This window comes from Aminobacter sp. BA135, from assembly GCF_050859125.1.
GTDB classification, from domain to species: domain Bacteria; phylum Pseudomonadota; class Alphaproteobacteria; order Rhizobiales; family Rhizobiaceae; genus Aminobacter; species Aminobacter ciceronei.
In genome coordinates, this window is the sequence record NZ_CP139574.1 from 173,417 (window position 1) to 198,068 (window position 24,652).

Here is a 24,652-nt window from a genome sequence, read left to right on the forward strand (position 1 = left end):
CGGGCAGACAATCTTGCCTGGTGCCATTTCATGGTTCCCCCGAGGTCAAATGACAGCAAAGCAGATATCACGATCACCAGCAAGTCGTGCGGACTTCACTGCAAGGTGCCGAGGCTCGAGCCTGGCTCTGCTCGCACGGCCTAAAGGCGCGAGCAGCCTGGGGGAAAGAAGTGCGCTCGGTCTATTTGCTTGGAACGACCATTTATGGTGTCGGGTGACGTTAGTGGGCGTCCAGTCGATGTTGCTCATCGGTGGAACAAAGCTCGAGCTGTTGAACGCCCAGCATCATGATGGTGTAGGAGACTTCGTTCGGGGTCCAACCTGCCTTTATGGCCATGTCCATCAAGCCTTGGATCGACGGCTCTAATGCGAGGCGACAGTCAGAGGAATAGAAGGGGTCAGTGCTCACACGAGCAGGTGAATTGATTTCGGCTTTCCTCATTTGCCTCCCTCAGTGGTCCCCCACCCCCCTGAACGAACTGTGCGAATAGGCGGGAGGCGCCCCAAAGTCTAGGGACAAATGGCCTCCTGCAGGGCTGATCCTCACGTAGACACCGCCCGGTCACAGATCCTCCCCGGGCTAAATGCAGTGAGGGTAGTGCAGGTCGCCGTCGGTCTCGTGCTCGGCGTGCAGCGAAAAATCGGGCGTACCGCCGCCGGTCGCAACGGCCAACACCGGGCTGCGCCATCACTGGCACTGCCCATGTCGGCACGTCGCTAGGCGCGGGATGTGTCCCCCAGGAAATCGGTGGGCTTCAGCGCGATGTCGGCGAGCGTGTACCGATCAAGGGTGCTCTGGAACGACAACAGCGCATCGTGCAGCATGGTGGAAAGTTTGCAGCACCGTGTGATTGTGCACTGGTTCCCGGTAGCGAAGCACTCGACCAGTGCGAAATCCGGCTCTGTCAACCGGATGACGTCGCCGATCCGGATGTCTTCTGGCCGGCGACCGAGTTTCAACCCACCAGATCTGCCGCGAACCGCGACAAGATAGCCAGCGCGTGTCAGCGTGTTGGCCACCTTGTTGAGATGCGTTTTCGACACACCGAAGGCGCGCGCTGTCTCTTCGATGGTGAACAGCTGATCCCCCGCCGACGCCGCAAACATGAGCATTCTGAGCGTGTAGTCGGAAAAATTCGTCAGTCTCATTTCGATCCAACCTTCACCGCGTGCCTGCTTGCCGATTGTCCGGCAGCTTACAGGCTTTCGGCCGTGATCGGCTCTACGGTCAAGGTGCTTTCACCGCGATTGTGGGCCAGGGCAAGGCGGAAGGAATGCGCGATACGCAAAGCCCGTTCCATGAACAGCGCCGCGATCTCCGGCGGACAGAGATTGTTGACGGTTGCGCGAAACAGACTAAGCCATCGCCGGAAATGCTGTTCGCCCAGGCCAGGAAGGGTCAGGTGTGGTGAGAGCGGGCGGCCGTCGTAACGGCCGGTGCGAAGCATCAAAGATGACCAGAAGTCACACATTTTCGTCAGGTGTGGTGGCCAGTCATGCGGCGCAATCGCCTTGTTGAACAGCGGTGCGAGCAGGGCGTCGCTCCGAATCTCGGCATAGAAGCCATGAACCACGTCGCGGATTATCTGCTCATCCAGCTGTCCGGGCAGCACGCGACCGTCGATGACGATCGTTGTTTCACGTTTTGTGTCTTCGGTCATGCCGGGCTCCCGCCGTCAATGAGCCTGGTGCGGCCCTTTGTCGTCAATTTTTGACGTCTGTTCAGGCTTCACGATGCAGATTAAAACATATATCGTCAATGTATGTTTATGTCGCACAGCATCGCCGCGATGAAGGAAACCGGATGAAGCTCGAGCCTGACCAGAGCGGAGACTATGTCCTGGAGCCAAGGTTCCTGGCGCAGCGGCTTTCCATTGAAGAGCACGAACTTCAACGACGAATGCGCCTCGGCCTCGTAACCAGCAGGGTGGAGTGCGGCATCGATGGCGACAAGGGCCTAAAGCGCCTGACCGTGCGCAATCGAAACTCGGTCTGGCGTGCAATCGTCGATGCCGACAACCGCATCGTCAGTGAGGAGTCCTTCGAACTGGAACAAGCTGCGGCAGCAGCAAACTGACACCACCACGCTCCTCCGCAGCTGCAACAAGCGCCGTTCACTCAGAAGCAGGAATGAAATCATGAACGATCAAGATTCAGGCAGTACGCTCGTGCCGATGCTGGTTGCCGGTCTGGTGCTGGTAACCGTCGGCTATGCGGTGATCATGATGTTCGTATGAACCGTCATCGGAAGTCAGGAGGGCTGGTGCGATCAGCGCGACAAAGTGCGCCGGCTGTGTCCCGTCGCGTGGCCGTGTCGAGCCCTCCACGGATTACGAACGCGAAAAGCTGAACGCCGAAATGCTTCTCAACAAGGCGGCCTACGGCGCATGCTTACGTCGGGCTTGTGACCCCAAACGAAACGCCCCTCCGACTCCACATCCGTTATAGTCCAACCCAGCCGGACGAAGCAGGACCTCGTTGATCGCCGTCAGACCGGCAGCCCGAGCTGTTTGCGTAGGCTTTTGTCGAATGCGGACGTGGGGACGAAACGGCGCAGCAAACTGACCTGGCGCGCCATTTTTCCGGCCGCATAGCGCCTTTTCGGAGCGGAATCGGTTGCAGCCGCTAAAACGGTCTCGGCAACCACTTCGGGCGTATCGCCTTTTTCCATCGCCTTCCGCACGGTTGCGGTCATGCCAGCGCGTGCAGCGTCATAGATACCGAGCAAGTGATCCGGCTTTGCGAGATTCTCTTCGAATGATGTACCGGTATAGGCCGGCTCGACCAACACGACGCGAATTCCGAAAGGGCGCAATTCGTGGTCGAGCGATTCGGAATAGCCTTCAACGGCATGTTTGGTCGACGAATAAAGCGCGAAATAGGGAGCTGGGATGAATCCCTGCACCGAGCTCAAATTGACGATCCTGCCCTTCCCTTGGCGCCGCATGATCGGCAACACCGCATTGGTCACGCGTAGGACGCCGAACACGTTCACGTCGAACAGCGCCTGGGCCTGGGCAGTCGAGGATTCCTCAGCGGCTCCAAGCAGGCCCATGCCGGCATTGTTGACGAGCAGATCGATGCGGCTGGCCTCTGCCAGGACCCGGTCGACCAGTTTCGCCACGGATTCATCGTCGGTAACGTCACAGGCCAGCATAGTAATGCCGTCGGATATCTCCGCCGTGGCGCGGCGGCTGGTACCGAACACCCGGAAGCCCGCATTCCGCAACGCTTTGGCGGTGGCGAGACCGATGCCGGAGGATGCTCCGGTCACCAGGGCGACGCCAGAATTGGTCGTATTCATGAGGATCATTACCTTTCTTGTCGATTGGCTGTAACAGAGGCTGGCAACCTTCAAGATGAGCCGCGGCCATGCCGGGGCATGCTGGTTTCGCGGCCCCGCAGGCGGCAGCGGCGGATTAGTCAGAGCCAGCGGCGAACCGCGGCCTTGTAGCAGCGGTAGTCGTCGCCGAATTTCGCTTCGAGATAGCGCTCCTCGCGAGCGATCACTTGCGTCTGGATTGCGATCAGCACCAACGGGAGCAAGGCGAAGGCGATCGGCCCGTCGAAGCCGATCGCAAGGCCGGCATAGATAAGCGCCATGCCGAGATACATGGGATTGCGGGTCCACCTATAAGGACCGGTCGTTGCGATTTTGGTCGCTGGCTGCGACGGCCGAACGTTCGTGCCCAGCCGCCGGAACAGCCCAGCCGCCGCAAGCATCATCGCCGTGCCGGCAACGAAAAGCGGCGCGCCCGTCGCGACCAGCAACCGCCAGTCGATGCCGAAGGAGCGCAAGGTAACGAGCCACTCCGCCGCCAGCCCCAACAGCAGCGCTCCCAGATAGACGAAGGGCGGAGGGAAGCGCACACCCGCGCTGTCCGGTTCGACGGCCATGCTCATCCCCATCTTCGCTGTCAAGCCAGCATCGACTGCTGGGCGAAGATGCCCGCCATCGCGCCTTGCCATGATGCCGTGGTGACCGAAGGCAATTGCGAGTTGGTGAGGTCGCCGGCGGCGTAGACCCCGGGCATGCTTGTTTCACGGCGCTCGTCAACCTTGAGGACGATGCCGAGGGGCGTATTGACCGTGACGAGGCCCAGTGATTCATGCAGGCTTGCGGACGGCTTGTTGCGCGGATGCGCGAACAGGATGTCGACAGCGACATCGGGGCCGCTATCGAGCTTGACGGTGGCGCCATGCCCCCCGTGATGGGCGATCTCGGTGATCCGGCCATCGACGACAGGTGTGTTGCGACGCTCCAGATCGGACCGGATATCGGGCGGAATGTCGTGATCATCAGCGAAGACCGTCAACCTGTCGGTCCAATCGTGGAACAGCCTGACCTGATTCATCGACTGCGGGCCGGACCAGACGAGGCCCCAATGCTGGCCGGCGACTTCAAAGCCGTCGCAATAGGGACAGGGCACGATGGACGTGCCCCAGCCTTCGGCAAAGCCCGGCACATCAGGCACCTGGTCGGTGATGCCATAGCTCAGGATCAGGCGGCGCGCCCCAAGGCTTTCGCCATCGCCAGTGAGGACGGAGAAATCGTCGATGGCGCCGGAGACGCTATCGGCCCGGGCATTGACGAGCCTGATCGAGGGATAGCGCGCTAGCTGCCGCCGCGCCTCGGCCAGGATGTCCAGCGGTGGCTTGTGATCGTGGCCGAGCAGACCATGCGAATGACCGGCGAAGCGGTTGCGCGGCAGCCCGGTATCGAGAACGATAACCTTGCGGCGGGCACGGCCGAGCTGCAGGGCGGCGGCGAGGCCGGCAAAGCTGCCGCCGATGATAATGACGTCATCCATGGTGATAAGCTCCGTGTCGGGGATGGAGGGGGTTGGGCTGGGCCTGGCGCGCAACCGCTTCGCCGGCCGCTTGCAGGAACTGCTTCGACAACTGCTCGTCGTTGACTGCGCGCGAGATAACCATCGCGCCGACCATTGTCGAAAGAATCGCCATGGCCTTGCCGCCGGACTCCTTGCCCTCAGCTTCGCCAACCCAACGGCCGAGCATCTCGAGGTATTCCCTGATGCCTGCTTCGAACGACGCCTTCACGTCGGCGCCCTGTCTGGCTGCATCCGAACCGAGTGCCGCCACCGGGCAGCCGTCCATCCGGTCTTGGCGATGTTCCGTGCTGAGGTAGAGCGCGATTGCCGCGCCAAGGGGATCGTCGGGATTTTCCGCGGCCGCAGCTGAAAAGCGGTTGAAGGCGCGCTCCATCGCCCGCCTGGACGCCTGCGCGGCCAGGTCGTCCTTCGATGCGAACTGCTTGTAGAAGGCGCCCTGGGTCAGACCGGCGCCCTTCATCAGATCCTTGAGACCGATGCCGTCGAAGCCGTGCTCCCTGAAGAGGCGGCTTGCCACGTTGATTACGGTTTCGCGGTTCTCTGCAGCCTGAATGCGACTTACCCGCATCGTCAGCCTCCTTCTTTTAGATTTCGTTCGACATCTATATCGAATATAGAGTGCGAATGCAATCTATATTCGATGCGAGGCGATGGACATGAGAAAGCGGAATCTTGTGATGTTGGCCGGCGTTCTGGCCGCGGCGACAGGTGCGGCTGCGTTCGCCACATTAGCCATTCCAACCGAGGAAGCCTCGCCGTCAGCGATCCAAGGCAGGAGCCGCCGATCGTCCGGCTAGGTGACGCCGGCGCAGGTGAGCGCATCCGAGCGTGGCTTCACGGGCGTCGGCGGCGATCCGCATCGAAGACGACAAGCTGTTCATCGACTACGAGGCGACGGCGACCGGTTCGGGATATGTCGCGCCGAGCGTAATGCTCGAGTTTGGGGCGCGCTCAACCGGTGAGCCGGCGAGTCCGCGCGATGTCGTCTGCGATGCGGCGGGCTTGAAACGAAGGCTGCGCTTGGGTCGATCCGAAGCGCTAGACGTCGCGCTCCATCGCCAATTCCGCAGCAAGGCTTTCGCCGTCGCGGGAAATGGTGGCGACTGCCAGCGTGCGTCCGCCACGCTTGAACCGCACGAGGCAATCCCTGGCAGCGATATCGCCTTCAACCTCGATTGCGTCCCATCCTTCGGCATGGCCGACATAATTGATCGGAACGTCGTAATGCTGGCTCCAGAAGAACGGCACGTCGGTAAATGGTATCCGGTGTCCCAGCATGTTGAGCGCAGCAGTTGCTCCCTGGCGTTGCGCCACGACCCAATGCTCGACCCGGATGTTTTCAGCAGTATGGGGATCGGGCCAGCGCGCGATGTCACCGGCCGCAAAAATGCCCGGCACGGTGGTCTCGAGACAGGTGTCGACGAGCACGCCGCGATCCATGGCAAGACCTGCCGCTTCCGCGAGACCCAGCCGCGGCCTCACGCCGATGCCAGTCACGACCATCTCGGCGGCGATGGTTCGGCCGCTGCGTAGATGGACGTTCTTTGCACCGATGCTCGTGGCGGTATCCTCAAGGTGGAAGATGACGCCGTGCTCCTCATGCAGGGCACGGATGAAATCGCCCATCTGCGGGCCGAGTACCCGCTCCATCGGCCTCTTGTCAGGCGCGACTACATGCACTTCAACTCCACGGGTCCGAAGGGCAGCGGCGACCTCCAGGCCAATGAAACTTGCGCCGAGCACGACGGCGCGGCGGGCCGTTCCAGCCTGGGCGATGATGCTGCGGCTGTCGGCCAGCGAGCGTAAGGTGTGGACATGGGGCTGGTCGGAGCCGGGTATGGTCAGCCGGACCGGCTCGGCGCCTGTCGCAAGCAACAGCTTGTCGAAAGCCATCCTCGTCCCATCGGTGAGTACGACGTCGCTCGCCTTGACATCGAGCTCAGCGACCTTGGCCCCGAGACGCAGATCGATACCGTTCTTGGCGTAGAAGCCTTCCTTGCGCAGCGGCAGCCAGTCCTCTGGTGCCGTGCCGGCAAGGTAGTCCTTGGATAGGTTGGGCCGATCTACTGGCAGGGATTCGTCATCGCTGAACATGATGATCGGACCCTGATATTGCTCGCGCCTCAACCTCTCGGCGGCCGCAAACCCGGCGGCACCACCGCCGACAATGACGATGCTATTCGGAGTCCCGGAATCGCCTGCGCGGGGAGCAGGCGAGAGCTTCTTGCGCTTTTCGCCGACAATTATCCTGTCGCCGCGTTGCTCGACCGACCAACAGCCAAGAGGCATGAGCGCCGGTGCTCGCAACGCCTCTCCGGTGCGCAGGTCGAAGCAGGCGTGATGCCAGGGACAACGGACGGTTTCGTCGACGATGAGGCCTTCGGCCAGCGGTCCCCCATAGTGCGAGCAGGCAGCGGCGACAGCGAAAATCTCCTCGCCGCGGCGCACCAACAATACAGGCTCACCATCACGATGGCCGAGAAGCCTGCCGCCATCGGGAAGGTCGGCTATTGCAATACCTTGCGCGAGATCGGGTCCGCTCGCATCTGAATGACTGCCGGCCATTTTCTCCCTCCTTGAAAGGGCGGCTGCCGGAGTTGATCAGGTGGCGCTGGGCTCGCCCAGCGGGCAGCTTCCAGGAGTTTTCCGCCTTTCCATCCGGCAGGCAAATGAATTCAGCTTGCAGGTGAATGCAATTCATTGAGATATGCGCGCCTGGAACCATGCGCTGACCAACCGGCTTACGGGAGACAGGCTCCGGGATGGCAGCTATCTCGCGGACTGCCGCCAAAACCGAACCGTCTGGATACGGCCCCGATCCTGTCAAACGGCAAGGCGCCTATTCGCCGCTCATTGAACCTCCGTCATCTCCAGATATCGGCAGAAGCCGTTGGCGAGCTGGATCTGTCGGGGCGTGCGACACTCCGGTTCGAACACGTCCGGATTGGCGACGAGGATGCACATGGCCTTGGCGCGCGACGTCGCCACGTTGAGGCGATTCGCGCTGCAGAGGAACTCCATACCGCGCGGCGCATCGGCATGGCTGGAGGTCGTGATGGAGTAGATCACGATGGCGGCTTCCTGCCCCTGAAATTTGTCCACCGTACCGACGCACGCGCCCGGCAGGCGTTCCTGGATTTCGAAGACCTGCGCGTTGTAGGGCGCGATGATGAGAATATCGTCCAAGGTGAGCAGCGACATAGTTCCGTCGCGGTCCCGCCACTGTGCCCCTGCAGCAAGGATGCCGTTCACCAAATCCCGCACGCGGTTCGCTTCCTCCGGGCTGGAACTCTGGTTGCCGCTGTGCTGGACGGCAACATAGCGCAGTCCCGTCCCGCCAAGCGGGCCGTCCATCAGGATGGCCTGGTGCTCAAGGCCGGGACGGGATTGGAGGCGGCCCTCATAGTAGAGCTCGGACGTGAACCGGCATATATCCAGGTGCAATCGCCATGTCTGGTCGAGGAAGAGGCCCTCGCCAGGGCCGATCGTCTGTCCGCCCATCGAGCAGGCGATCAAGCGCCGAAACATCCGTACCCTCCGGATGCGATCCCTGCATTGGCTGCTCGACCTGGCGCGGATCGCCCAGAAGGACCACGCTGGTCGCGGCGGGCGAGATCGCGAGCACGTTGGCCAGCGACATCTGCGCGGCCTCGTCCACGAACAGCACGTCTACCGCGCCGAAAGCGTCTGACCGCGACCACAGCCAGGCGGTGCCTGCTACGACAGGGAAAACACCGGCGAGCGCCTCGCCGTTGTCGGTCGTGAACGCGATGTGGGGAACATAGTCCGTCTTTTCCGAAACCTTATGCAGGCATTGCAGGTCGAACCCGCACAGGTCCGCCTCCCGGATCGCGGCATCAAGGAGGTTGCGGATCACTTTGTGGCTGTTGGCCGTAACCCCGACGCGGCGGCCAGTACGCACCAGATCGAGAATCATCCGGCCGCCGGTATAGGTCTTGCCCGCACCTGGCGGTCCTTGGATGGAGAGAACGCCATTTAGGATGACGGCCAGACGGCAGGCCGCGTCGGCAATGGCTTCCCCGTCCTCCCGCAAGATCGAGCAGTATGCGGAAAACCCGGCCAGCCTTGCCAACAACGTAAAGACGTTGCAGGGCATGGATGGCCGCCGCCGCCTTCGGGTTGGCGACTGGCGAGTAATCTTCTCAGAAGCTGGCGACGTGATCGCCATCATCTACATCGCGCCGCGCGGCGGCGCATACGACTAGGGGGCCAAGATGAGCGCACAGGTCATCACTACTGAAAAGGGCGAGCGCCTCGTGATCATGCCCGAGGTCGATTATCTCAAACTGCGCCAATCCGCCGAAGACCTCGCGGACATCGAGGCGGCAAGAACTTTCGAGCGCAAGCTTGCCGCTGGCGAGGAAGAACTAATCCCGGCTGAGTTCGTCAATCGCATGATCGATGGCGAGAACAAGATCCGCGTTTGGCGCGAGTATCGCGGGCTGACCGCCCGGGACCTGGCTGCGAAAGCAGAGATCAGTGGCGGCTATCTATCGCAGATCGAGGCTGGCACCCGAGACGGCAGCTTCGAGACGATCAAGAAAATCGCCGCCGCGCTCGGCATTACCGTCGACGACCTCGCGTAAAGAGCCGGTCAAACAGGGGAATTCCCAAGGACCACCCGCTTATCACTGCCGCACTCGCGATGCCCATCACGCACAGTGTTGTCACGACCTATGCGGATGGGACCGTACCCATGGCACGCGCAATGCCGCCGCTGCAGAAAACTATGCAGTCGGCGAGCGCCGGAAGATCGGTCGCGATCTCATTTTCGCGAAACAGGGGAACGGTTCGTGTCGTATCTGTCGAAATTGCGCCTTTGGCATGAAAGGCCGCATGAGGTTGCGAATTGTGCTCGCCGCGTTCCTTGCAGCAAGCCCTGCCGTCGCCGAACCCATCATCGGCGTCGCCTCGGTCGTTGACGGCGACACCATCGAAATCCACGGGCAGCGCATCCGTCTCAACGGCATTGACGCACCGGAGAGCCGCCAACTCTGTTTTGACGCCGCCGGCGCGAAGTATCGCTGCGGCCAGGTTGCCGCGTTCGCCCTCGACCAAAATCTCGAGGTGGCTCGGCCGACCACCTGTCATAAAGTCGACCGTGACAGATACGGGCGCGTCGTCGCACGTTGCACAGCCGGAGGCAAGGAGTTGCCGAGACCTTGGTCGAGGCAGGGCACGCATTCGACTGGCCTCGCTACAGCAACGGCGCCTATGCCGAGGCCGAGGCCGAGGCCGCGGCGCAGGCGTGAAGGCGCGGCATGTGGGCAGGGTCATTTGCCCTGCCATGGCAATGGCGGAAGGGCCATGACGCAGCCCCACTTGTAAACGCCACGGCATCGCAATGAGACCAATCCAATCGGAAGACGACGAAACCCGAGAGTTCATTGTCGTCCCACCCTCGGGCGAATGGTTTGACTCTAACCATGTCTACATGGCCGCCGAGCTTGAACGCCGGTTTCCGAATATGAAGTTTACAGTGATGGTGGAAGGATGGTCCCAAGACGACAGGGGCTTCAAGCTCATCCCGATCCTCGGATCCGCAGATTCCAATGTGCCCATGCTGAAGTGGCCATCAATGGAAATCGTCGAGGACGTGTTGAGCTGTCTTGCCGAGTTCATTGTTCAATCGGAGAAAAAGCCACTCCTTCAATGAGGTCAGGGTCGCCCGCTCAGGCGCCTTGGCCCGCTTTGAATAGTCTAGCCAGCACATCGAGGTAGGCTGACTCCAATGCCATCATCGCCGCCACGCGGCTTTCGCAGCGGTCAGTACCACGCGCGCCTCCCCACACCGGGAACCACCGCCAGCATTTTTCACTCCTGATGCTGTCGGAATAAACGCGACCGATGCGGCGCGTCCCGTCAAAGGCGCAATAATCCTCGCACTCCAGGTCATCATCAGAAGTGTGATTTGAGCCGTCGGCCATTACTCTTCCTTCCAGACCGGCACGCGCTTCACCTGAATGGCAACAAGCCGCCGGATCTTCTTGCCCACCATCTCCCTGGAGCCTGAGAAAACGCGCTCTACTTTGAGGAACCCATGGCCGCCGGGGACACTCTCGCACTTCATCCGGCCGGCAAGGGAGTCAACGTCGACGTCGCCGAACAGCTGAATGAGGTCTGTCGGGTAATAGACATGGGCTCGCTTGCAATAGGTGCACCGAACCTCGACCAGATCGCGGGCATCGTTCAGCATGGAAAGCGGAAAGGGTATGGTTCGGCTCGGCTGCGGCATGAGAACGAAATAGGAACAAACTCCTTGCGGAGTCAATTCACATCACGCTAACCTATGGGCATGAGCGACGAGCAAAACACGGCACCGCGTAAGCCCGGCGGCATTTATGAGCATTTTTGCGAGCATCCAGGCTGCAAGAAGGACGGCGGATGGGGCTTCGCTACCGGCAAGCAAACGCCGCATTGGTTCTGCTTCGAACACCGGGCCGAAGGCAGGAAGTATACGGCTCAGGGAGGATCCACTGATGCCCCTTACACTTGAAATCCCCGGCGCTTCGCCAACCGAAATCCAACGGGGCCTAGCAGCAGCTCAGGCAATCCTCGACATGTACGGTGTTACCGCTGAACAAGGCGATTACTCGACATGGAAGGTCGAGAATGCGCACGAGCCGCTCTATTCCCTAGACGGCGAAGACCTGGAACCCATCAAGGAAGACGAGAGGATTTCGGTCATCTGGTACAGAGCACAGGCAGCCGCGGTGAAGGCATGTGGCAAAGACCCGGCTCCATATGAACCCGGTGAGGGTCCACTAGGGTGCAGCCGCGATTGACGGCACCCGCACGCCACGGCAGTCTTCCCCAATGTGCAACCTCTACAATTTCTCATCATCCCAGGACGAACTGCGCGCGCTGACCAAGGTGCTCGACGACATCGCCGGCAACCTCGAGCCGTCGATCGACGTCTATCCCGGCCGCAATGGGCCTGTAGTGCGCAACTTCGAAGGGCGCCGGCAACTGGCGATGCTCAATTGGGGCATGCCCACGGCTTCGAACGTGCAATTCCAAGCCACCAAGGCCCGGGCGGCAAAGCTTGAAGCGAAGGGGCAAACAGTCGATTTCAAGGCGCTGCTGGAGAAAGAGCCCGACAAGGGCGTTACCAACATCCGACGGACGGACAGCAAGCATTGGGCACCCTTTCTCGGTGTCGAAAGCCGATGCGTGGTGCCGTTCACCAGCTTCTCAGAGCCGAGCCCGATCGAGGGCGACAAAGACCCGCTCACTGGCCGGCACCGCAATTTCTGGTTTGCGCTCAATGAAGTTCGGTCGCTGGCGGTCTTCGCAGGGCTGTGGACGCCATGGCGCGGCGCGCGCACCATTCGTGACGGCGTCCTCGACTGGGAAGTTTATGCCTTCCTGACGACCAGTCCGAACGCTGTCGTTGCCCCGATCCACGAAAAGGCAATGCCGGTCATCCTGACGACGCCAGAAGAGATCGAAACGTGGCTGACCGCCCCTTGGTCAGAGGCGAGCAAACTGCAGCGTCCGCTGCCTGCCGACATGCTGACCGTAGTGGATCTTCCGGAGACGCAGGTCGTTTCACCTCAATCCCAGGCGTCGTTGATCTAGGAGATTCCTCGATGTCGAATACCGGTCATGTCGTCCCACAACAGAAAATGCCCAAGCTCATCGTGGTGGCTGCGTTCAACCGCGACGAGGAAGGCGACCTGAAGCCCGCGTTCGACCCTCGCCAGATGGAGAGCGAAGACGCGGCCAGGCGCTTGGCCAAGATGATCGAGAGCGAGCACGCCGGCGTTATCGCATGGAGCCGGGAAGCAAATCCGGCGATCGGCGAGTATGGCGAGCCCACGATCCTCTACCAGGCCGGCGAAGTCCCCGACATGGAGTGATGGCAAAGTTGCCCGCAAGCCCGAAGCTGGCCGATGTGTGGGCGGCACAGCGCTTACGAATTGGCTAGGTTGCCCTCATCCATTGGGCTATTGCCCGCAACTCTCGCGCGAGCAACACTAAGCCTTGCACGGTGAGGTGCGACGTCGATGCAAGGCCTAAATCCAAGAGTTGAGTATTGCGTCGGCTGCCATGCCCACCCCACCACGCAATGCGGGCGGCCCGACTTGGCAACAACCAAGCGGGCCGCTTTCGCAACGGCTGATTGATGACAGACAAGGACCGGTCTGCGTTCATCCCGCCTTGTATTCCGACGCTGGTCGAAAAGCCGCCAGAAGGCGACCGCTGGGCCCACGAAATCAAGTATGACGGCTACCGCACCCAGATCCACCTCATCGGCCGCAACGTCTACGGCTACACCCGTAACGGCCATGATTGGTCGAACAAGTATGGATCGGTGCTGGTTGCCGCGCGGGAGACGATCCGATGTGACGCCATCCTTGATGGCGAGATGGTCGTGCAAGACGAGACTGGCCGATCTGACTTCAAGAAGCTTGCGACGGCTATTCGCTGGGAGAACGCCAGCCTGCTGTTCTACGCCTTCGACCTTCTGTGGGTGGACGGCAATGACCTACGTAAGGTGCGTTGCGAGGAACGACGGTTCCGACTTGAGATCCTGCTCGGCCCACCCCGGCCTGACACGCCTATTCAATTCAGCCAGTCTTTCGAGGGCTCCGGCGCTGAATTTTTCGGCGCAGTGGAAAGGATGGGCCTCGAAGGCATCGTCTCGAAACGCCGCGCGAGCATCTACCGCAGCGGTCCGTCGAAGGATTGGCTGAAGACGAAGGCCTACATGACAGGTGAATTCGTGGTGATCGGATACGAGCGCAAGCGTGGAGAGGCACCGTCGCTGCTGCTGGCCGAGGGAACCGATTCCAAGCTGCGATATGTCGGCCGAGCAATACCGGCCATCCCCCAAGCGCAACGTGATGAATTGTGGAAGGCCCTGGAATCCCTCCACACCAGCCACTTCGCGACGCCGATCGGCGCCGGCAACAAGGCCGCGGTGCCTGTCCAGCCCGTTCTGAAAGTCATGGCAAAGCACCTGCGCGGCGAGGAAAAATTGCGGCATGCAACGGTGGTGGATATCCTCACCCCTTGAAATCCGTCCTCGCCTGAATACGATTTAGGCATAGCCGGAGGATCTGATCATGGGCGACGCTCAGTACCTCAATCACAAGCTCGAATGCCCTCATTGCGGCACCATTCGCCTACGTATCCCTGAGAATGTAGAGTCGGATACGCCGATCTCGTGTGAGGATTGCGGCCGGCATCTTGGCATTTGGGATGAGCTGCAAACCGACTTCGAGCGCCAGGGTGGCGCGAGCGGAATATTTCGGATCGACAAGGGGCGCATCAGGAAGGTCGGATAGGGCCGAAGCGTACCGGCGTTAGCGTTTTTTCGCTAAGATCCGGGCTTCTCTTACAAGGGATGACCACTGATATCCGAGATCCGCAACAAGCTTACGAGCTTGTTGTTCAGTGACGCCGGTCTCTTCCATCAAGCGACGAACCAAGAAGTCTCCCATGCTAAGCGGTTCCCTTGGTTCGTCGGTCATTTCGCCTACCTTTTTCACGCAAAGGCCTACCGCTTCCAGTTGGAATAGAAGCGGCAGGCCTGCTGCTCAGGAGCGAACGACGGTGGGGGGGGTGTCGGGTCGCTCCGGCATCATAATTCGGCAATACGGGAATGGTTCCGCGATATGTGAAAGCCTGCCGTGGGTAAAACTCCGGCAGGCTTTCACCTCGAACGTGGTCGAAAGGGACAACACCACGTCGCCTTGTGCAGGCTTTCTGATAATCTACGATTTGGGCTGAGGTTCCCCAAAAAACCAAAAAAGGCCCGCCACCTTTCGGCAGCGGGGTGATTGGGGGGTTAGTCGGCGGTACTGCAAACAAGGCCGCTTCAGCCATGGTGCCGCGGCAGCGTTAACGGCCGGTAAACTCAGCCGTGAGTGGCTGCAAAAGGGGTGATTACCTGCCGGTGCCGATGACGGCGAGACGGGCGGGGACGCCCAGATGGTGGGCGAGATGACTGGTCGCCTTGTGCGGGCCGTTGCTAGAGGTTTGCTTTCAATCGCCTCGAAGGCCACCACGATGCCGCCAAAACACCAGCGCGCCGGAACCACCAATCAATCTATGCCGCAGGCAAGGCGCGACGAGCTGTGGCAGGCGCTGGAATATCTCCACAGCGGCAAGTTCGCCACGCCGATCGGCGCCGGCAACAAAGCCGCGGTGCCTGTCCAGCCGGCTCTGCGCGTCATCGCGAGGCACCTCAAGGGCGAAGAGAAGCTTCGGCATGCGACGATAACCGAAGTGCTCAGCCCATGAATTGCATATTGCAATCCAAGATGAGTAGCTAATCGAGATTTCTAGGAATACGCTAATTCCATCGGCGGTAACTGTATGGGCATCGCCGGCTGTGAGCGCAGATCAAGCTTCCGCCCCACATTAGAGGACGGAAGCTATGATAGCTCCAATATCCGCCTTCGACTTCGACGTCATCCAGGCAGTAATGAGACAGATAGCGGCGTCAGGCTCGACGGCTCCAGACACATTGCGCCAATTGGCTCGGACTGTTGCAGAAGAATACTGCCCGGATGAGGTCTACCCGGATGAGATGATTGATTCCCTGGTCCAAGCAGCACTTGCAGCAGCCGAGAAGAGCCGCCTGCCTGAGTGACGTCTCCCGCACGACCTATGCGACGCCCTGGCGCTGCGCGTCATGGTCCGGGAAATGCTCTTCGATCATCCGCGGCTCGGGTTTTGTGGTTGCCACCGCGGCTCGGGTTTTGTGGTTGCCACCGCGGCCGTCTTCTTGATCTCGACTGGCCCAGGTAATGACGCGGGCCCGGGCTCCGCCAGTTTCAGCGCCTGGGCCCGGACCCCGGACACACGCGAAGTCCAGCCCTTGCAGAAGGTCGGCAAGGTCTTCAGGCCGCGCAGGACTTCATGCGCTTGTCGCAAAGGTCGTTGATGACCGTGGCCCGCATCATTGCCTTTGTGGCGGCAATGGTGGCTGGGCCGATCCGGCCATCTTGCACGACACCGACAACGCCCTGCAGGTACTTCGCTGCCCGGACCGGCCCGCTGTTCACAGCGAAGTCGAACACGGCATAGTCGACGCCATCGGGGAGTTCGGCTCCATGCACCGCGTCCCAATAGAAGCGCCGGTAGACCGTCGCCAGCTGCGCGTCGGTAATCCGGCGCAGATCGTCCTTGATGGCGTCCGCCTTCACGTAGCGGCGGAAGTTCGCCAGCGTGACGCCTTTCATGGTCGGGCCGCCAGGGTCATCGGCGTGATCCGACCAGCCACCTTCATGTTTCAGGACGAGCTCGAGCGCCCGCTGGAAGTTGCGATCCATGGGATTTCCTTCGGTTTTGAGAGTAGGATGGGAACACGCGCGGGAGGCGCGGGCGCAGTGCGACCGCTCTCACCTATGACCTGGCAGGACTGGTTCTACTGGGCGGTCTTCGTTGCGGCCGCAGGGACGATTCTGTGGCTGGTGACGATATAAGCCGGTGGGCATGGAACACTCGGCAATGCCGGGAGTTAAGTGAGCTTCCTAGGGAGGCGAAAATGACGACCGATCTGAAGTCGTCTCGCAGCGACAATGACCTTCGAAGACGCGCTATATATCTCCGTGGTTCTGGGGGGTCTCGTGTCGATCACATGGCAGCTTTTGACCACGTGAGCGACCTTCCGGGGCCGCGATGGACGGACCTGTTCTACATCGCCGTAGCCTTCGGCACTGCCAGCGGCATTTTTTGGCTGGCAGGCTATTAGGATCGCGCTGATTGCATCCGGTCGTACGAGCATATGAGCCCGCCTCAGGAAACACTCCGAAAGGGATTGAACATGACCTTGATCATGTGGCGGTGCCCGTCATTTGCCGCCCAATGCCAGCCAATCCAAATCTTGGCGAAGCGGTTGTCCGCCAACATCTGGTCGCGGCGATAGGAGAAATAGCGTCGACCGTCGGCGGCCTGCATGACGACCAGGCGCGACACCGTTCGGCCGCGGTCGAAGTCGGCGACACCACTGTCGGACACAATCAACACGCCGTCGGCATCGAAGCCGAGCACATAGGCGTCAAAGCCATAGCCGGGGTTCCGCCAGAGCCACCAGCATGCAACCATGAACCGCCGCCAAGCTCTCGACCGGGCCATAGATGTCGTCGTCATGGGTGTGCACCCATGCGAAAACCCAGGGCAAGCGCTCGATGTCGGCAAGCGCCGCCCATGAAGCCCAGACCGGCGCTGTCACCATGACGAAGAGATTGAAGGCGAGCGAAAGCGGCGCCAGAAGCGCGTATCGGAGATACATGGATCATTTCCTTGAAATCTGCGTTGTAGCCTCCGCATCTGGAGGCCTCGCACATGGACTGGACGGATCGCAGTACTATTCGGCGCTTCGAGCGCCGTGCTCTGGCAACTGGGCTACTAGGTCGTGAGAGCCTATTCGTGGCCGCTACCGCGTGATGGTTTTGCGGATATCGCTCGCCTCATCGAGAGTGCCGACCATCCGTTCCCCACCGCCCGTATCCGACGCATGGTCCTGCGGGCCACGGGTGCCTTTGATGCAACCGAAGAGATCGCCAAGCGGATCGATCGGATGAATTTTGGCCTCGCAGTAATCGCAATCGTTCTCGCCGAAATCGGTGATTGTCCGACCTTTCACAGGCTCAATGCTATCGAGGACCTTCGGAACATCGAAGCAGCTTGCTTGAAGCAGCAGCGTCGGGTGGCGCGCTAATCTACGCCGGGAACGCGAACCGAAGCAGGGCTTCGGCTGCATGCCGATCGGTGTTGTTTGCCAGTACCTAATCTCGGGGGGCGTAGCCGTTCGTGTCCGATGACAACAGATGCCGAAGTTCATCATCGTTCGACCAGAATGCACCGGTCGACGGAGTGAGCTACGGCAGCGCTGCAGGGAGTTCCCTCGTCGGGGATGACATCAAAACGCCGGACGAAGGTCGGAACGTCCATTGACCAGGCCTCGGCTAGCGCAAGACCTTGGCTTTCGCTCTGACCAACCACGACACAGAGAATTGCCTGGTCCAAAGCCCGTTTGAATTCCTCGGGCTGGTAGTGTCCGTAGCGGATCGTCACGGGCTCGAAGCCGGACGCTCGAATGATTTCCGCTGCTTGTTCTGCCGCTTCGGGCTGGCGCTTCTCATAGAGCAGGACGGTGCTTCGGGCCCCGCCTGAGGGTGCCCAATAATCAGCGTCTACACCCGCCGGCCAGATCGCAATCTTGCCGATAAGACCCGGCAAGTCAGCCTCATACGCGGCCTTGACCCACCGGCTGGGCACCAGCACCATATCGATTTCCGGCGATGCCAAGAGGCCGCGCAGACGCCGGCGCAAGGGTTGCTGCTATGACAGCGCCCGTTCGTGTCCAGCTGTCGCGCAAGAAGGGCTGGAAGATGCCCGAGAACACCGTGAAGGTCAGCCGGCCTGGTCGGTGGGGCAATCCATTGCGCTTTTCGAGCTTTGTTGTCGCTTTAAATCCTTGCCGCAGCTGTCGAAATCGGCGACAGCGCCGCCAATCGGTCTCCTGCGAGGTAATGCACGGGACAGCCGATCATTCCGACAACCCGGCAAACCGCATTTGTCCGATCCAGCGCTCGAGACTTCCGGGGGCGGTGTTCATCTTCTCCCATTGCCTGCGTTGTTTGCCGATGGCGTCGCCAGGCGAGACATTGAGAAAAACCGCAAGCGCTTCCTTTGCTCGTGTTCCGAGACACGCGTGGGTCCCCGCAAGCATTCGATGTGCGCCGCTCGGGATTCTGGGCATTTTGCTCATCACCGTCAGCGCGGCCCTGCAATCGTTCTTTTCGTAGAGCGCCGAGCCCAACTGCCAGTGGAACCATACTTTCTCCATCGCCTGGTCACACGGTGAACGTCAGAATAGGAATCCATAATACCCGTGGGCACGTCGGCGAAACTCGTCCCTGATCGAGACGATCGGGGGCGTTTCTCGCTAGGATCTGGAAAGGTGTTTCACCTGGCAAGCTATCGATGAGTTTGCAATTTGGACAACATTCTGGAGATTGGACACATGGCGCTCAAACGGATGGACAATGTAGGAATCGTCGTCGATGACCTCGAAGCGTCGATTGATTTCTTTCGCGAGCTCGGCCTCGAGCTGGAAGGGCGGACCATGATCGAAGGAGAATGGGCCGGGCGTGTCACTGGGCTGGGCGATCAACGGGTCGAGATTGCCATGATGCGCACGCCGGACGGCCACAGCCGGCTAGAGCTCTCCCGCTTCCTGGTGCCGGCAGTCGTCGCAGATCACCGCAACGCCCCGGTCAACGCGCTAGGCTACCTCCGCGTCATGTTCACCGTGGACGACATCAACGAGACGCTTGAAACGCTCCGCCATCGCGGGGCGCAGCTCGCAGGCGAAGTCGTCGACTATAAAGACGCGTATCGGCTCTGCTACATCCGCGGGCCCGGAGGGCTGCTCATCGGGCTCGCCCAAGAACTTAATTGAGCGCAATAGACAATAACAAAGACTGCAATGCCTGCGAGGGCGGTTGCCGCATGGCAGCTATCCGATGCGCATGCTCGATGCGTGGCCGAGCGATGACCACCGCACGCGGTTGGTCTTCGTCACCGACGGCGTCGAATCGGAGCCGGTGCGCCGCCTCTTCGACGTTGCTCTCGACAACCGGACTTCGCGCATCAGGCGCGTGATCGCCGAACTCGCCATGGGAATCGGCAGCTTCTTCGGCTCCGCCACGACCACCGGGCGGGCCTGACCGACCAACGATAAGGAGACCAGCCATGTCCGCGACAGCATCCGTCCAGACACCCATCACCGTGCTGACCGGCTATCTGGGCGCCGGAAAGACCACCCTGCTCAACCGCATCCTGTCCGAGCAGCACGGCAAGAAATATGCCGTCATCGTCAACGAGTTCGGCGAGGTCGGCATCGACACCGACCTGATCGTCGATGCCGACGAGGAGGTGTTCGAGATGAACACTGGCCGATCCGGCTCCCGTCGCGCAGACCTTCTTCGTAGACGACGAGGTGCGCCAGAAGACCAGGCTCGACGCAATCGTGACCGTCGCCGACGCCAGGCATCTGCTCTGCGAGATCGACCGGGCCCACGAGGCGCAGGAGCAGCTGCTAGCTGATGGTGACCACGCTCAAGATGAGCCGATCGAGAGGGATTCTTCGAACGCGCTGCCATCAACCCGAGCAACGGCTTGTTCAAAGCCTGCGAGGCGCATGGTGTCGATGGCGGCTGCCGTAGTGCCGCGATAGTCGAGGAATGTTTCCACGACATTTTCAGGCGCATCGCCATGCAACTCAATCAATCGACCCGCGCCAACAAGAACCATGTTCACCGCGCGGCGCGCCATCTCGGGCGACACGCCATGGGAAATAGCGTGCTTCATCATTGCAGTTGCAAGGAGTGCCGGGAAAGCTGGCCCTGAACCGTCAGCCCAGTCAGGTAATCGATGTCGCTCTCGCTCGTCACCTCGTCTTGCACGCCGCAGGCGCCAAAGATTGCACGGACGGCGGCGCGATCGCCTTCGTTGACACCATCGCTCGCCACCCAGGGCGTATAGGAGTTTCGGACTTCGGCGGCTGCGTTGGGCAATGAGCGTACTACCCGTTCTGTGCCATGGCGTTCGCACAGGGTGGCGAGAGGTACGCCGGCCATGACGGAGATCACGAGCTTGCCAGGCGTACTCACAGCGACGGATGGCCAGTCCTGCGGACGCACCGAAACAATAATGACGTCTGACCGATCGGCAACCGCCTGATTATCGGTGGTCCAGTTGGCACCGTGAAATCTATCAGGCCGCTTGCTGCGATAGGACAGGGACAGGGTTCGGGACCTGTGATCCCGCAAGCAGCATCGACTCGACGATTGCTCCGCCGAGCCAACCTCCTGCGCCGATTACTCCGATTTTCAAGACATTCTCCTATAATTTCAGAGCGCAAGCGCAACCTTGCGCCCATCATGGATCGCGAATGCTGCCTGGCGCGATGCGGTGCAGTCGCCGACGCAAACATGGCTGATGCTTCGCTTGTAAAGTTCGTTCGATAGCGTGTCCTCCGCCAGGTTTGTGTTGGCGAATACGAGGCTGTCTGCCGCGATCTGGGTCTCGGTCCCATCGAGAAGGGACGCGACATCAGCCGTTTTCCCGTCCCAATGAACGATAGCGCTTTCGATGAGGAACCGAACCCCGAGACGGGTGAGCGTTCGGCGAAAGTGTGTGTCCACAGCCATGCGCTGTAGTTCCTGCCAACCAGCGGATCGGGGGTGACGAGTGTCACGGCATGGCCGTCCTCGGCAGTCTCCATGCTGTTCCAGCCTTCCAATTGCCGCCGTCATCGAGCAGGATGATGCGCTTGCCCGGCCGAACCTCACGTGCCATTACAGCTTCAGCCGAAAACATCGGCGCACCCCTGGAATGGTTTCGAATTGCGGCAATGCGCGCTGGAACGCACCGTCGGGAGGCAGCGAGCCGGTGGCAACGATGACGTGGTCGAATGCCTCGCGCTCCAGGTCGTCGGCCTCGACATATGCGCCGTAGCGCAGCTCGACCTGCAACTGCTGAAGTTGACCCTCATACCAGGCGATCAGGTCGAGGATCTGGGCGCGCGCGCGGCTGCAGCCCCGCCAAGCGGAACTGGCCGCCGAGACGATCGGATGCCTCGGCGAGCGTCACCCGATGTCCGCGCTCGGCAGCGACCCGCGCCGCCTCGAGGCCGGCCGGTCCGCCACCGACAACGAAGACGCGCTTCGGCCGCACGGTCCGCGTGAAGCGGTCGCCGCCCCATTCCCATTCGCGGCCAGCCGATGGATTGATGACGCAACTGATCCAGTAGTCGCGTGATCGTCGTCCCCAGCACATCTGATTGCAAGAGAGGCAGCCGCGGATGTCCTGCGGTCGTCCATCCGCTGCCTTGTTGGCCAGATGCGGATCGGCAATCTGTGCGCGCACGAGCGAGACCAGGTCGGCAAGGCTTTCACTTAGTACGCTTTCGGCGTTTTCCGGAGTGCGGACATGGCTTTCGGCGGTGACCAGTGCATGGCGGACCGTGGACTTGATCACCGATGCCAGATCGGCGCCAAGTTTTTCGGGAAACATGAAGGTCGGCATGATCTTGTAGAAATCGAAATAGCTGCCAGAACCGCAGGTGACGTAGTCCATGAGCGTGTCACGGTCGTGGAGATCGATGATCTCGGCCAGTGCCTCGCGCTGCAGCGCGACCGCAACTTCGGGCTCGTCGCTGATTGCGAGGCCGATGATGAAGTCATCGCCACATTCGCGACGAATACGGGCCATGACCTCGCGGCTCATCCTGGTGCGGTTTTCCAGGCTGCCACCCCAGCGGTCATCGCGCCGATTGGACCAGGGTGTCCAGAACTGGTCGAGCAGGGAATGGTAAGCGGCCCAGACCTCCACGCCGTCGAAACCCGCTTCGCGACAGCGGCGGGCCGCCTGGACAAAACCATCGATCGTCACTCCAATGTCGCATTCGGTCATTCGGTGCGAACCGTCGGAATCGTGGTAGCTCGGCAGGCCGGACGGTGACCATCCAGCATGAAACGAGTTGTCCGCATCGGCATGCTGGCCGACATGATAGAGTTGCTGGATAGCGACTGCCCCGTTCTCTTTGATCGCCTCGGCGACCTTGCGAAAACTCGGAATGACGCTGTCGTCGGCCGGGCGAAAATTGCCGCGGGTCAGGACGGCCGCTGGATGGACCGGCATGGGTTCGACAACGACCATTCCCGCTCCACCGATGGCGCGCTCGGCATAATAAGCGATATGCCGCTCGGTGGGCACGCCTTCGACCGCCATGTTGGCTGTATGCGCGCCGAATACGATGCGGTTTCGAAGCGTCTTGCCGCGCATCGCGACTGGCGAGAACAATCGCTTGAACGACTTCTGCCCGGACATGTGCGTCTCCCTCAAGCATGCCTTTGACGTCACGCTGCATCGGCGCGGTCTGGCGGTCGGCCCCCGAAATCCCTTACAAGTTGAGTCCGGGACGGCGCATTCAGCCCCCAAAAACGGCAATCGGTTCGCCGAAAACACCGTCGTCCGGAATAACGCCAAGCCCGGGTCGGTCCGGGACGACGATATGCCCATTTTTGATCAACACAGGGTTTTGGCTGTCGTAGTTTCCAGAAATGTACTCCTGGGCGATCCAGGCGCCTTCGAACCGGCGCGGCTCGACTGTCGAAGCAAGGTGAACGCAAGCAGCCGCAATGATGTCACCACCCCAAGCGTCGTCGCAGCTGTGCGGCAGGGATCGAATGGCGCACATGTCGCGAGCGGTTGTCATTCTGCTCAGCCCTCCGAGCCTCGTGACCTTGAAGCCAAATCCGTCGGCTATTCCCAATGAGATTGCACGCAGGACAGCATTCAGGTCTTCCGTGTTCTCATCGAGATAGACCGGGTGCGTAATTCTGCCCTTGAGGCACGCAATCTCGTCCATCGTGTTGCATGGCTGTTCGAACACAAACGGGATCGATGCGCACAGTCGATCGACAGTTACCGCATTGGCAACGGTCAGTCCGCGATTTCCGTCGACGACTATCCTTGCGGAAAATCCGACGGCCTCCCAGACCTTTTGAATGGTCTCGATGTCCTGCTCGACCGGCCGCCCACCGACCTTGATCTGCAGCCGCGGATAACCTTCCCTGGCTTTCTCCAAGGCAATTCTGGCCGTTTCGTCCGGCTCGCCGACGATGGTCGAATAGTAGGAGGCCACCTTGCCTGTCAGAGCACCACCCAAAAGCACGGATACCGGCACCCCAAGCTTCTTTCCAAGAAGATCGTGAATGGCAATGTCGATTGCGGCCTTTGCGTAGCCATGACCAGCGAGCGCCCCGTCCATCTTGCGATAGATATCCCGCACCGAAACAAACTCGGAACCGATCAGCGCCGGGGCCAGTTCCTGCATGGCCGATCTGGCGCCGAGGATGTGATGGGGCTGGTAAATGGGTCCGATCGGGCAGGTTTCGCCCCAACCAGACAGACCATTGTCAGAGACGACCTCGATGATCGTTGAGTCGAGCTTGGCGACACTGGCGCTGGCCATCCGATAGACACCGCCCTTTACAGGCAGGGGTTTGCCGTAGATCCGGATTTCCCTGATGCGCATGGGTCAACTCGCCTTCATGCGCGCAGATTGTGCTTGCGCTTCATGTAGTCCTTGGCGGTTTCGACAGCCACAGCCGCATCGCGGCAATAGGCGTCGGCACCGACGGCCTTGCCGAATTCCTCGTTGAGCGGCGCGCCGCCGACCAGCACGACATAGTCGTCGCGGATGCCCTTTTCCTTCATCGTGTCGATGACGACTTTCATGTAGGGCATGGTCGTGGTCAGCAGCGCCGACATGCCGATGATGTCGGGCTGATGCTCTTCGATCGCATTGAGATAATTCTCGACCGGATTGTTGATGCCGAGGTCGATGACGTCGAAGCCGGCGCCTTCCATCATCATGCCGACGAGGTTCTTGCCGATGTCGTGAATGTCGCCCTTGACGGTGCCGATCACCATCTTGCCCTGCTTGGGAGCGCCGGTGGCGGCGAGCAGCGGGCGCAGGATGTGCATGCCCGCCTTCATGGCGTTGGCCGAGAGCAATACTTCCGGCACGAACAGAATGCCGTCGCGGAAATCCTCGCCGACGATGCGCATGCCTTCGACCAGTGCTTCGGTGAGCACCTTGTAGGGCGCCCAGCCACGCTCGAGCAGGATGTTGGTCCCTTCCTCGATTTCTTCCTTGAGCCCGTCATACAGGTCGTCGTGCATCTGCTGCACGAGTTCGTCGTCGGAAAGCTCGGACAGGATGATTTCGTCGGACATGCAGGCAC

32 protein-coding genes and 4 pseudogenes are annotated in these 24,652 nt (G+C 60.8%); 14 read left to right on the forward strand and 22 right to left on the reverse strand.

Going from position 1 to position 24,652, the window contains the following annotated elements:
* Positions 1-717: 717 nt before the first annotated feature.
* A complete protein-coding gene (locus tag SLT36_RS31425) occupies positions 718-1,149 on the reverse strand; it encodes an RrF2 family transcriptional regulator (protein ID WP_067969310.1) in 432 nt (143 codons plus the stop codon).
* Positions 1,150-1,196: 47 nt separating this feature from the next.
* Positions 1,197-1,661 carry a group III truncated hemoglobin gene (locus tag SLT36_RS31430; protein WP_432289232.1) on the reverse strand — a complete coding sequence of 155 codons (465 nt, stop codon included), beginning with the start codon at positions 1,659-1,661 and terminating at the stop codon, positions 1,197-1,199.
* Positions 1,662-1,759: 98 nt separating this feature from the next.
* Here SLT36_RS31430 and SLT36_RS31435 point away from each other — a divergent pair, with 98 nt between their 5' ends.
* Positions 1,760-2,077 carry a DUF6522 family protein gene (locus SLT36_RS31435; RefSeq protein ID WP_432289234.1) on the forward strand — a complete coding sequence of 106 codons (318 nt, stop codon included), beginning with the start codon at positions 1,760-1,762 and terminating at the stop codon, positions 2,075-2,077.
* Between the two features lie 411 nt (positions 2,078-2,488).
* Here the strand turns inward: SLT36_RS31435 and SLT36_RS31440 are convergent, their stop codons facing one another.
* The 4 genes from SLT36_RS31440 to SLT36_RS31455 all read right to left on the reverse strand — a co-directional run bounded on the left by SLT36_RS31440 (position 2,489) and on the right by SLT36_RS31455 (position 5,421).
* Positions 2,489-3,304: an oxidoreductase gene (locus tag SLT36_RS31440; RefSeq protein ID WP_432289679.1), complete on the reverse strand. Its 816-nt coding sequence runs from the start codon at positions 3,302-3,304 to the stop codon at positions 2,489-2,491.
* 119 nt (positions 3,305-3,423) lie between these two features.
* The gene (locus tag SLT36_RS31445) at positions 3,424-3,897 is read right to left on the reverse strand and encodes a methyltransferase family protein (protein ID WP_432289680.1); all 474 of its coding nucleotides are present in this window, start codon (positions 3,895-3,897) and stop codon (positions 3,424-3,426) included.
* 20 nt (positions 3,898-3,917) lie between these two features.
* Positions 3,918-4,811 carry an NAD(P)/FAD-dependent oxidoreductase gene (locus tag SLT36_RS31450; protein WP_432289236.1) on the reverse strand — a complete coding sequence of 298 codons (894 nt, stop codon included), beginning with the start codon at positions 4,809-4,811 and terminating at the stop codon, positions 3,918-3,920.
* On the reverse strand, positions 4,804-5,421 hold the full coding sequence (locus SLT36_RS31455) for a TetR/AcrR family transcriptional regulator (protein WP_432289238.1): 618 nt from the start codon (positions 5,419-5,421) through the stop codon (positions 4,804-4,806). The genes SLT36_RS31450 and SLT36_RS31455 overlap by 8 nt, the downstream gene beginning before the upstream one ends.
* A 263-nt stretch (positions 5,422-5,684) precedes the next feature.
* Between SLT36_RS31455 and SLT36_RS31460 the strand changes: the two are divergent.
* Positions 5,685-5,939, forward strand: a pseudogene (locus SLT36_RS31460) (nucleotidyl transferase AbiEii/AbiGii toxin family protein); the annotation flags it as partial.
* Here the strand turns inward: SLT36_RS31460 and SLT36_RS31465 are convergent.
* From SLT36_RS31465 to SLT36_RS31475, 3 genes are all read right to left on the reverse strand, one after another.
* A complete protein-coding gene (locus tag SLT36_RS31465) occupies positions 5,892-7,418 on the reverse strand; it encodes an FAD-dependent oxidoreductase (protein WP_432289239.1) in 1,527 nt (508 codons plus the stop codon). The pseudogene SLT36_RS31460 and the gene SLT36_RS31465 sit on opposite strands and share 48 nt — an antisense overlap.
* Before the next feature lie 285 nt (positions 7,419-7,703).
* On the reverse strand, positions 7,704-8,354 hold the full coding sequence (locus SLT36_RS31470; RefSeq protein WP_432289240.1) for a DEAD/DEAH box helicase: 651 nt from the start codon (positions 8,352-8,354) through the stop codon (positions 7,704-7,706).
* Positions 8,254-8,970, reverse strand: a complete 717-nt coding sequence (locus SLT36_RS31475; protein ID WP_432289241.1) for an AAA family ATPase — start codon at positions 8,968-8,970, stop codon at positions 8,254-8,256. Before SLT36_RS31475 ends, SLT36_RS31470 begins: the two co-directional genes overlap by 101 nt.
* Between SLT36_RS31475 and SLT36_RS31480 the strand changes: the two genes are divergently transcribed.
* Both SLT36_RS31480 and SLT36_RS31485 read left to right on the forward strand, forming a co-directional pair.
* A complete protein-coding gene (locus SLT36_RS31480) occupies positions 8,885-9,079 on the forward strand; it encodes a type II toxin-antitoxin system RelE family toxin (protein ID WP_432289243.1) in 195 nt (64 codons plus the stop codon). The genes SLT36_RS31475 and SLT36_RS31480 overlap by 86 nt on opposite strands.
* Before the next feature lie 9 nt (positions 9,080-9,088).
* On the forward strand, positions 9,089-9,460 hold the full coding sequence (locus SLT36_RS31485; protein WP_432289244.1) for a helix-turn-helix domain-containing protein: 372 nt from the start codon (positions 9,089-9,091) through the stop codon (positions 9,458-9,460).
* An 88-nt stretch (positions 9,461-9,548) separates the two neighbouring features.
* On the opposite strand, the gene SLT36_RS31490 is transcribed toward SLT36_RS31485, so the two are convergent.
* Complete coding sequence (locus SLT36_RS31490; RefSeq protein WP_432289246.1) at positions 9,549-9,965, reverse strand: hypothetical protein; 417 nt, start codon at positions 9,963-9,965, stop codon at positions 9,549-9,551.
* 253 nt (positions 9,966-10,218) lie between these two features.
* Here SLT36_RS31490 and SLT36_RS31495 point away from each other — a divergent pair, with 253 nt between their 5' ends.
* A complete protein-coding gene (locus SLT36_RS31495; protein ID WP_432289248.1) occupies positions 10,219-10,530 on the forward strand; it encodes a hypothetical protein in 312 nt (103 codons plus the stop codon).
* Between the two features lie 16 nt (positions 10,531-10,546).
* Here the strand turns inward: SLT36_RS31495 and SLT36_RS31500 are convergent, their stop codons facing one another.
* Complete coding sequence (locus SLT36_RS31500) at positions 10,547-10,801, reverse strand: hypothetical protein (RefSeq protein ID WP_432289250.1); 255 nt, start codon at positions 10,799-10,801, stop codon at positions 10,547-10,549.
* Positions 10,801-11,070, reverse strand: coding sequence for a hypothetical protein (locus SLT36_RS31505; protein WP_432289251.1), 270 nt, complete (start codon positions 11,068-11,070; stop codon positions 10,801-10,803). The genes SLT36_RS31500 and SLT36_RS31505 overlap by 1 nt, the downstream gene beginning before the upstream one ends.
* A gap of 283 nt (positions 11,071-11,353) precedes the next feature.
* On the opposite strand from SLT36_RS31505, the gene SLT36_RS31510 reads away from it, so the two are divergent.
* The 6 genes from SLT36_RS31510 to SLT36_RS31535 all read left to right on the forward strand — a co-directional run bounded on the left by SLT36_RS31510 (position 11,354) and on the right by SLT36_RS31535 (position 15,125).
* A complete protein-coding gene (locus SLT36_RS31510) occupies positions 11,354-11,659 on the forward strand; it encodes a hypothetical protein (protein ID WP_432289253.1) in 306 nt (101 codons plus the stop codon).
* Positions 11,660-11,747: 88 nt separating this feature from the next.
* Complete coding sequence (locus SLT36_RS31515; protein ID WP_432289254.1) at positions 11,748-12,455, forward strand: SOS response-associated peptidase family protein; 708 nt, start codon at positions 11,748-11,750, stop codon at positions 12,453-12,455.
* An 11-nt stretch (positions 12,456-12,466) separates the two neighbouring features.
* Positions 12,467-12,736, forward strand: coding sequence for a hypothetical protein (locus tag SLT36_RS31520; RefSeq protein WP_432289256.1), 270 nt, complete (start codon positions 12,467-12,469; stop codon positions 12,734-12,736).
* Between the two features lie 266 nt (positions 12,737-13,002).
* On the forward strand, positions 13,003-13,896 hold the full coding sequence (locus SLT36_RS31525) for an ATP-dependent DNA ligase (protein ID WP_432289257.1): 894 nt from the start codon (positions 13,003-13,005) through the stop codon (positions 13,894-13,896).
* A 49-nt stretch (positions 13,897-13,945) separates the two neighbouring features.
* Positions 13,946-14,167: a hypothetical protein gene (locus tag SLT36_RS31530; RefSeq protein WP_432289259.1), complete on the forward strand. Its 222-nt coding sequence runs from the start codon at positions 13,946-13,948 to the stop codon at positions 14,165-14,167.
* Positions 14,168-14,813: 646 nt separating this feature from the next.
* A complete protein-coding gene (locus SLT36_RS31535) occupies positions 14,814-15,125 on the forward strand; it encodes a hypothetical protein (protein WP_432289260.1) in 312 nt (103 codons plus the stop codon).
* Between the two features lie 602 nt (positions 15,126-15,727).
* Here the strand turns inward: SLT36_RS31535 and SLT36_RS31540 are convergent.
* From SLT36_RS31540 to SLT36_RS31565, 6 genes are all read right to left on the reverse strand, one after another.
* Complete coding sequence (locus SLT36_RS31540; protein WP_432289262.1) at positions 15,728-16,159, reverse strand: glycoside hydrolase family 108 protein; 432 nt, start codon at positions 16,157-16,159, stop codon at positions 15,728-15,730.
* 466 nt (positions 16,160-16,625) lie between these two features.
* A complete protein-coding gene (locus tag SLT36_RS31545) occupies positions 16,626-16,979 on the reverse strand; it encodes a DUF7338 family protein (protein WP_432289263.1) in 354 nt (117 codons plus the stop codon).
* Positions 16,888-17,121: a DUF7338 family protein gene (locus SLT36_RS31550; protein ID WP_432289264.1), complete on the reverse strand. Its 234-nt coding sequence runs from the start codon at positions 17,119-17,121 to the stop codon at positions 16,888-16,890. Before SLT36_RS31550 ends, SLT36_RS31545 begins: the two co-directional genes overlap by 92 nt.
* Positions 17,122-17,265: 144 nt before the next feature.
* Positions 17,266-17,592, reverse strand: coding sequence for a hypothetical protein (locus tag SLT36_RS31555; RefSeq protein ID WP_169808407.1), 327 nt, complete (start codon positions 17,590-17,592; stop codon positions 17,266-17,268).
* 80 nt (positions 17,593-17,672) lie between these two features.
* The gene (locus SLT36_RS31560) at positions 17,673-18,119 is read right to left on the reverse strand and encodes a hypothetical protein (RefSeq protein ID WP_432289265.1); all 447 of its coding nucleotides are present in this window, start codon (positions 18,117-18,119) and stop codon (positions 17,673-17,675) included.
* A 262-nt stretch (positions 18,120-18,381) separates the two neighbouring features.
* A complete protein-coding gene (locus SLT36_RS31565; RefSeq protein WP_432289266.1) occupies positions 18,382-18,681 on the reverse strand; it encodes a hypothetical protein in 300 nt (99 codons plus the stop codon).
* A 177-nt stretch (positions 18,682-18,858) separates the two neighbouring features.
* Here SLT36_RS31565 and SLT36_RS31570 point away from each other — a divergent pair, with 177 nt between their 5' ends.
* The 3 genes and pseudogenes from SLT36_RS31570 to SLT36_RS31580 all read left to right on the forward strand — a co-directional run.
* The gene (locus SLT36_RS31570; RefSeq protein ID WP_432289682.1) at positions 18,859-19,296 is read left to right on the forward strand and encodes a VOC family protein; all 438 of its coding nucleotides are present in this window, start codon (positions 18,859-18,861) and stop codon (positions 19,294-19,296) included.
* Positions 19,297-19,360: 64 nt separating this feature from the next.
* On the forward strand, positions 19,361-19,564 hold the full coding sequence (locus tag SLT36_RS31575; protein WP_432289268.1) for a hypothetical protein: 204 nt from the start codon (positions 19,361-19,363) through the stop codon (positions 19,562-19,564).
* Between the two features lie 25 nt (positions 19,565-19,589).
* A pseudogene (locus SLT36_RS31580) lies at positions 19,590-19,932 on the forward strand (CobW family GTP-binding protein); the annotation flags it as partial.
* A 23-nt stretch (positions 19,933-19,955) separates the two neighbouring features.
* On the opposite strand, the pseudogene SLT36_RS31585 reads toward SLT36_RS31580, so the two are convergent.
* The 4 genes and pseudogenes from SLT36_RS31585 to SLT36_RS31600 all read right to left on the reverse strand — a co-directional run bounded on the left by SLT36_RS31585 (position 19,956) and on the right by SLT36_RS31600 (position 24,644).
* A pseudogene (locus tag SLT36_RS31585) lies at positions 19,956-20,732 on the reverse strand (pyrroline-5-carboxylate reductase family protein).
* A 17-nt stretch (positions 20,733-20,749) separates the two neighbouring features.
* Positions 20,750-22,730 (reverse strand): annotated as a pseudogene (locus SLT36_RS31590) (FAD-dependent oxidoreductase).
* A 100-nt stretch (positions 22,731-22,830) separates the two neighbouring features.
* Positions 22,831-23,940: a mandelate racemase/muconate lactonizing enzyme family protein gene (locus tag SLT36_RS31595; protein ID WP_432289270.1), complete on the reverse strand. Its 1,110-nt coding sequence runs from the start codon at positions 23,938-23,940 to the stop codon at positions 22,831-22,833.
* 14 nt (positions 23,941-23,954) lie between these two features.
* The gene (locus SLT36_RS31600; protein ID WP_432289272.1) at positions 23,955-24,644 is read right to left on the reverse strand and encodes a corrinoid protein; all 690 of its coding nucleotides are present in this window, start codon (positions 24,642-24,644) and stop codon (positions 23,955-23,957) included.
* Positions 24,645-24,652: the final 8 nt, after the last annotated feature.

What these genes read in the sequence shown, in the direction of transcription:
- SLT36_RS31425 (WP_067969310.1), bottom strand. Translation starts at nt 1,149, where the DNA reads ATGAGACTGACGAATTTTTCCGACTACACGCTCAGAATGCTCATGTTT.
- SLT36_RS31430 (WP_432289232.1), bottom strand. Translation starts at nt 1,661, where the DNA reads ATGACCGAAGACACAAAACGTGAAACAACGATCGTCATCGACGGTCGC.
- SLT36_RS31435 (WP_432289234.1), top strand. Translation starts at nt 1,760, where the DNA reads ATGTATGTTTATGTCGCACAGCATCGCCGCGATGAAGGAAACCGGATG.
- SLT36_RS31440 (WP_432289679.1), bottom strand. Translation starts at nt 3,304, where the DNA reads ATGAATACGACCAATTCTGGCGTCGCCCTGGTGACCGGAGCATCCTCC.
- SLT36_RS31445 (WP_432289680.1), bottom strand. Translation starts at nt 3,897, where the DNA reads ATGGCCGTCGAACCGGACAGCGCGGGTGTGCGCTTCCCTCCGCCCTTC.
- SLT36_RS31450 (WP_432289236.1), bottom strand. Translation starts at nt 4,811, where the DNA reads ATGGATGACGTCATTATCATCGGCGGCAGCTTTGCCGGCCTCGCCGCC.
- SLT36_RS31455 (WP_432289238.1), bottom strand. Translation starts at nt 5,421, where the DNA reads ATGCGGGTAAGTCGCATTCAGGCTGCAGAGAACCGCGAAACCGTAATC.
- SLT36_RS31465 (WP_432289239.1), bottom strand. Translation starts at nt 7,418, where the DNA reads ATGGCCGGCAGTCATTCAGATGCGAGCGGACCCGATCTCGCGCAAGGT.
- SLT36_RS31470 (WP_432289240.1), bottom strand. Translation starts at nt 8,354, where the DNA reads ATGGGCGGACAGACGATCGGCCCTGGCGAGGGCCTCTTCCTCGACCAG.
- SLT36_RS31480 (WP_432289243.1), top strand. Translation starts at nt 8,885, where the DNA reads ATGGCTTCCCCGTCCTCCCGCAAGATCGAGCAGTATGCGGAAAACCCG.
- SLT36_RS31475 (WP_432289241.1), bottom strand. Translation starts at nt 8,970, where the DNA reads ATGCCCTGCAACGTCTTTACGTTGTTGGCAAGGCTGGCCGGGTTTTCC.
- SLT36_RS31485 (WP_432289244.1), top strand. Translation starts at nt 9,089, where the DNA reads ATGAGCGCACAGGTCATCACTACTGAAAAGGGCGAGCGCCTCGTGATC.
- SLT36_RS31490 (WP_432289246.1), bottom strand. Translation starts at nt 9,965, where the DNA reads ATGACAGGTGGTCGGCCGAGCCACCTCGAGATTTTGGTCGAGGGCGAA.
- SLT36_RS31495 (WP_432289248.1), top strand. Translation starts at nt 10,219, where the DNA reads ATGAGACCAATCCAATCGGAAGACGACGAAACCCGAGAGTTCATTGTC.
- SLT36_RS31500 (WP_432289250.1), bottom strand. Translation starts at nt 10,801, where the DNA reads ATGGCCGACGGCTCAAATCACACTTCTGATGATGACCTGGAGTGCGAG.
- SLT36_RS31505 (WP_432289251.1), bottom strand. Translation starts at nt 11,070, where the DNA reads ATGCTGAACGATGCCCGCGATCTGGTCGAGGTTCGGTGCACCTATTGC.
- SLT36_RS31510 (WP_432289253.1), top strand. Translation starts at nt 11,354, where the DNA reads ATGCCCCTTACACTTGAAATCCCCGGCGCTTCGCCAACCGAAATCCAA.
- SLT36_RS31520 (WP_432289256.1), top strand. Translation starts at nt 12,467, where the DNA reads ATGTCGAATACCGGTCATGTCGTCCCACAACAGAAAATGCCCAAGCTC.
- SLT36_RS31525 (WP_432289257.1), top strand. Translation starts at nt 13,003, where the DNA reads ATGACAGACAAGGACCGGTCTGCGTTCATCCCGCCTTGTATTCCGACG.
- SLT36_RS31530 (WP_432289259.1), top strand. Translation starts at nt 13,946, where the DNA reads ATGGGCGACGCTCAGTACCTCAATCACAAGCTCGAATGCCCTCATTGC.
- SLT36_RS31535 (WP_432289260.1), top strand. Translation starts at nt 14,814, where the DNA reads ATGGTGGGCGAGATGACTGGTCGCCTTGTGCGGGCCGTTGCTAGAGGT.
- SLT36_RS31540 (WP_432289262.1), bottom strand. Translation starts at nt 16,159, where the DNA reads ATGGATCGCAACTTCCAGCGGGCGCTCGAGCTCGTCCTGAAACATGAA.
- SLT36_RS31545 (WP_432289263.1), bottom strand. Translation starts at nt 16,979, where the DNA reads ATGACGACGACATCTATGGCCCGGTCGAGAGCTTGGCGGCGGTTCATG.
- SLT36_RS31550 (WP_432289264.1), bottom strand. Translation starts at nt 17,121, where the DNA reads ATGTATCTCCGATACGCGCTTCTGGCGCCGCTTTCGCTCGCCTTCAAT.
- SLT36_RS31555 (WP_169808407.1), bottom strand. Translation starts at nt 17,592, where the DNA reads ATGCAGCCGAAGCCCTGCTTCGGTTCGCGTTCCCGGCGTAGATTAGCG.
- SLT36_RS31560 (WP_432289265.1), bottom strand. Translation starts at nt 18,119, where the DNA reads ATGGTGCTGGTGCCCAGCCGGTGGGTCAAGGCCGCGTATGAGGCTGAC.
- SLT36_RS31565 (WP_432289266.1), bottom strand. Translation starts at nt 18,681, where the DNA reads ATGGAGAAAGTATGGTTCCACTGGCAGTTGGGCTCGGCGCTCTACGAA.
- SLT36_RS31570 (WP_432289682.1), top strand. Translation starts at nt 18,859, where the DNA reads ATGGCGCTCAAACGGATGGACAATGTAGGAATCGTCGTCGATGACCTC.
- SLT36_RS31575 (WP_432289268.1), top strand. Translation starts at nt 19,361, where the DNA reads ATGCGCATGCTCGATGCGTGGCCGAGCGATGACCACCGCACGCGGTTG.
- SLT36_RS31595 (WP_432289270.1), bottom strand. Translation starts at nt 23,940, where the DNA reads ATGCGCATCAGGGAAATCCGGATCTACGGCAAACCCCTGCCTGTAAAG.
- SLT36_RS31600 (WP_432289272.1), bottom strand. Translation starts at nt 24,644, where the DNA reads ATGTCCGACGAAATCATCCTGTCCGAGCTTTCCGACGACGAACTCGTG.